The following is a 4,611-nucleotide window of genomic DNA, read 5'->3' on the forward strand; positions in this document are numbered from 1 at the left end:
CGCGGCGGCACCGCTCGCCTGGCCGGAAATAATGTGCGCCTGGCCCTGCTCGCTGATATTAAGGATATCGTCGCCCGCCACGGTATGGATGGTGATGACCGGCGCGACGGTATCCACCGTGAAATCTGCCGTCACGGACGAGCCGTTGCCCGCTTTGTCGCTAACGTTCACCGTCAGGGCGTGATTGCCCTCGCTGAGCGCCTGCACGTCGCCCGCCTCCAGCGTGACGGACCAGGTGCCGTCGCTGCCCACCGTGGCGTTATAATTTTTACCGTTCAGGGTGACCGTGACGATCTGACCGGCTTCCGCATTCGTTTTACCGGTTAGCGTCAGCGGCTGATTATGCTCAGCCGCATTAATGATGTTGTCCTGTGCGACGGTATCGACAGAGAGGGTTGGCGCGGTGGTATCCACGCCAATCGTCTGGCTTCCGCTGACGGTATTACCCGCCGCGTCTTTACCGCTGACGTTGACGGTCCAGGTGCCATCGCCCAGCGCCTGCGCGTCTGCCGCAGGTACGTTAACACTCCACGCGCCGTCTGCCCCGACTTCAGCCGCGTAGGTTTTGCCGTTCAGCGTCACGGTGAGTTCGGTACCCTGCGCCAGATTTTTGCTGGCGCCGGAGAGCGTAAAGCCCGCAGATTGCTCGCTGGCGTTCAGCACGTTATCGCCCGCCGTGGTGGCCAGCGTAATGGCGGCCTCGGCGGTCGAGACCGTTACGGTGATGTTGCCCGCATCGGTGGTTTTACTGCCGTCGATCTGCACGACCGACCAGGTGTGCTCCCCGTCCGTCTGGGTCGGTAATATTACCGTCCACGTGCCGTCTTTGCCGACCATGGTGCTGGCAATGGTGCTGCCGCTGCTGTCTTTGATCTGGATGGTCGCGCCCGGCTGACCGGTACCGCTAAAGGTTGGGTTGCTGTCGTCCGTGATCTCGTTTGCACTCAGCACGCCCTGCTTGTCACCCGCTTTATCCGACAGCAAGAAGGTCGGCGTGGCGCTTTCAACTTCTTTGGTATTATCAATGACTTTTGTTTTAGTTTCACCGTCACCGCCGTTTGCCAGCAGTGCCCCGATGGCACCGCCGCCTAACGCAGCTCCCGCAATCCAGCCCCACGGCGCGTCGCTTAAAACACTTTCCTGCTCGAGGAAAGGTTGAATGCTGCTAATCGGTGTGGCCTGCGCGGTTAACTCGGTCACCGCAACGCCTGACGCTTCCCCGGCATCGGCAAAAGAAATATGTGTCAGTTCCTGACGGTCGTTGAATACCAGTTCTGACTGGTTATGCGTCTCTGGATCTTCGACAAAATAGTTATTGCAGCGAATAACGCTGCCATCTTTCATATAAATGAGGAGGTCTTTCCCCTGGCGGACATAACGCGCCACATCCTGAGCAGAACCCTGGATTTCAATCACGCTCGGCGATGAAATAGAGACCGACAGATTTCCTTCGCCGGTTAATTTCGTTTTCTCCGCCGTTTTGCGAATGATGACATCAACAACCTTTACGTTACTCATTTCTTCTCCTTGCAGGTGTGCGGATTCCTGTGGATATGTCCACCAGACGGATGTAGCTATCCCTGGGAAAAAACACCCATTATTTTCAGACTTATTTTTGCGCAACACTGCGCGTCTTTTTTAACTCAAGTCAGGTAATTTTGCGGCAGCGTTTTTCTCTATTCCAATAAGCGGCATTAAATTATCAACCGCGGAAGCATAATTAATTGCCGAACTCCAGCCATCATACTCAGCGATTATTTTCGCTGATGTGGCCTGCCAGACATCCTGCTCAACGCTGAGCAGATCGTTAATGCTCCGCTTGCTCAGGGTGTATTCATTTTTATAAACATCGCGGGCGCGCAGCGCATTTTCCAGCTGCTGCTTTCCGGCCTCCATTCTTCCCCGTGCACCGGCCCAGTCCGCCTGCGCGACGGAGGCTTTTTGCAGAACATCGAAACGCGCCTGATCGACCTGAGAGGAGGCCATGGCCCGTGCGCCTTCCGCCTGCCGAACGCGAGCGGAAACCGCGCCCCCCTGATACAGCGGAGCATCGATATTGAGCTGTATCTGGTCGTCCCAGTATGAACGGTTGTCCGATTCATAACGGGTGCGCCCCCCTTTCAGGCTTAACGTCGGCCAGTGCTGGGACTTCGCCGTTTCCACGCCATACTGAGCCGAACGTTCCATATTCTGCGCGGCCATCACAGCCGGTATTAACGAATAATCAATACGGTTGAGCGAATCTGGCTCAACCGCGAGGTTCGCAGGCACTGGCGAAAAGTTATCTGCCTGCATGCCGGTTAATACCGCAAGCCTTGCCCGGGCGCTGTTTAAGGCGGCGTGATACTGCGCGACCGTAGCCTGCATGCCGGCAATACGCGTGCGGGTCTGGAGCTCATCGGAGGTCGAACTCACGCCCGCGTCAGCGCGCAGCTTCGCCAGTTGCTCAACGTTTTTAAGCGCCAGGACATTCTCCTTTGCCGCCTGCAGCAGATCGGAATAGCGTTTGACCTCTACATAGCTCAGCGCCGTTTTTTCCGCCACGTCAGAGAGCGTGCCCATCAGCTGATAGCGGTAGCTATCACGCTGGGCGGAAGACTGGCTGATGCTGTTATTGGTCTTACCAAAATCGTACAGCAACTGGGTCAGGCTCAGCCCCCAGGCGGCGGAATTCTTCAGCGACCCGCTGGAATCGGTGGTCTGGCTGTGCCCTGAACTCCCGTTCAGCGATATTTGTGGCATCCAGCCGCTGCGCGCTTCATCTATTTGTGCCTGGCCAATACCTAATTGCGCGGCCTGCTGACTAATTGATGGATCGCGATCGATAGCAAAAAGAATACTTTCTTTTAAGGTTGTGGTTGCCACCGGGGCAATTCCCACCTGACTACTATTGGCGTACGCCGTATTTATGGCTAATGAAATGAATGCCAGTGCTGCTGTAAATCGGCGTAACATAGGCTTTCGTAATATCGTCATGTTATCTCCCTGACTCTGAGTGATACTCAAGCAAATACCCAAAAAGAGGTACAGATAATTAGACAAATATCTTATTAAGCTACCATGCTGAATTTTAGGTAATAATCCCCATACCCATTTCCATTGGAGATGAGATCTGCCTGCGTCTTATTTCAATTAAGAATTTACTTATTTCTTAAACTGGTTAGCAGCATAACAAAATGTGGTATAGCCCACTACACCCACAATGTTAATGTGGTGTTACAAGTAAGAAAAAACATGGGGTTTCTGGACAAAACTCTAAAAGTCTCCTTTCAGATGAAACATATAAACCTCCTGTTATCTAAGGAAAATTCTTAATTCTTTCTGTGCACATTTTTGCGTTAATTTCATAGCGGGTCAGACACAAAGATTTTCAAAGAAATGTCAATTTAAGTAACCAAAGGGGTATATTTAAAATTAAAAGCTTTTAAAAAACTAATTAAAGCAATTAAAAACTGCATTATTTTAATTTAACAGCATTTAAAACCACACAATGACAATACGTTGGTTACATAGCCCAAATCGTTAAATAAAACATAACAATAACATTGTGATTAACATTCAAAACGGCTTCCTTATACCTGCTTAATAAAATTTTAATAATCACCTATCTGAATCATCACACCGCTGTACATCGTCATGACCACAATCCTCTTCTCTCTGCGTCAAAATGCTGTATTATGCAAACTATTGCGACATTTTGCAGGAATGTACTCACATGCACAAAACCGCTCGTCAACGCTACGTCCTGGATATCCTCAGCGAGCATGGCCAGGCCAGCATCACCGACCTGGCCGAAAAGCTGCAGGTTTCAGCCGATACTATCCGTCGGGATCTGACCGACCTGGAAAACCAGGGCCTTGCGCAGAAAAACCACGGCGGAGCCATCGCGCTCAACCTCTCCGCCATGAACCGTCAGGGCCGCAATACGCTGCTGCCGGAGACCAAACAGCGCCTGGGTAAACAGGTCGCACAGCAGGTTCCACCGGGTTCCACCCTGTTTCTGGATGCCGGAAGCACGGTGATGGCCGTCGCCACCTTTCTTCAGGGGCCGCTCACCGTCATTACCACATCGCTGGATATCGCCCAGCACTTTAGCGACCGGGAAGACGTTGAGCTGATCCTGCTCGGTGGAAAATGGGACCACAAGCAGCGCCTGTTTGCCGGCAGCGCCACGCTGTCTTTACTGTCCCGCTATCGGGCAGATATCGCCATCCTCGGGGCGTGCGCCATTCATGCCGAACTGGGGTTGAGCGCCGGTAAAGAAGCGGATGCCGAGGTGAAACGCGCGATGCTCGACGCCAGTCATGCGCACTGGATTGTCGCGGATCACCTGAAAATTAACCGCTGCGAGCCGTATCTGGTATCCGGGTTATCCAGCATTCAACAACTCTTTTTAGATCGTCCCTGGCCTGAGCTTGGGGACCATAGCGCACTGCAGGTCACGGTGTGCGCGAATTAACGTGGAGAAGGTCATGAATAACGTTCAAACAATCAACATTGCGCTGATCGGGTATGGATTTGTCGGTAAAACCTTCCATGCCCCGCTGATCCAGTCTGTGGACGGGCTTAAGCTGGCAGTGGTCTCTTCTCGTGATGAAGAGAAGGTGAAAC

3 protein-coding genes and 1 pseudogene are annotated in these 4,611 nt (G+C 52.6%); 2 read left to right on the forward strand and 2 right to left on the reverse strand.

All coding sequences use genetic code 11. The features are described 5' to 3' along the window. Both DOU50_RS01185 and DOU50_RS01190 read right to left on the reverse strand, forming a co-directional pair. Positions 1–1,518 (reverse strand): Ig-like domain-containing protein (locus DOU50_RS01185; RefSeq protein ID WP_148768570.1); only part of this gene is annotated, 1,518 nt, incomplete at its 3' end. A 120-nt stretch (positions 1,519–1,638) separates the two neighbouring features. Further along, positions 1,639–2,976: a TolC family outer membrane protein gene (locus DOU50_RS01190; protein WP_148768571.1), complete on the reverse strand. Its 1,338-nt coding sequence runs from the start codon at positions 2,974–2,976 to the stop codon at positions 1,639–1,641. Between the two features lie 739 nt (positions 2,977–3,715). Here DOU50_RS01190 and DOU50_RS01195 point away from each other — a divergent pair. Both DOU50_RS01195 and DOU50_RS01200 read left to right on the forward strand, forming a co-directional pair. After that, positions 3,716–4,459, forward strand: coding sequence for a DeoR/GlpR family DNA-binding transcription regulator (locus DOU50_RS01195; protein ID WP_148768572.1), 744 nt, complete (start codon positions 3,716–3,718; stop codon positions 4,457–4,459). A 1-nt stretch (position 4,460) separates the two neighbouring features. Continuing rightward, positions 4,461–4,611: pseudogene (locus DOU50_RS01200) on the forward strand (oxidoreductase); the annotation flags it as partial.

Origin of the sequence: Enterobacter sp. C6 (assembly GCF_008122455.1) — a bacterium.
Lineage (GTDB): Bacteria > Pseudomonadota > Gammaproteobacteria > Enterobacterales > Enterobacteriaceae > Enterobacter > Enterobacter pseudoroggenkampii.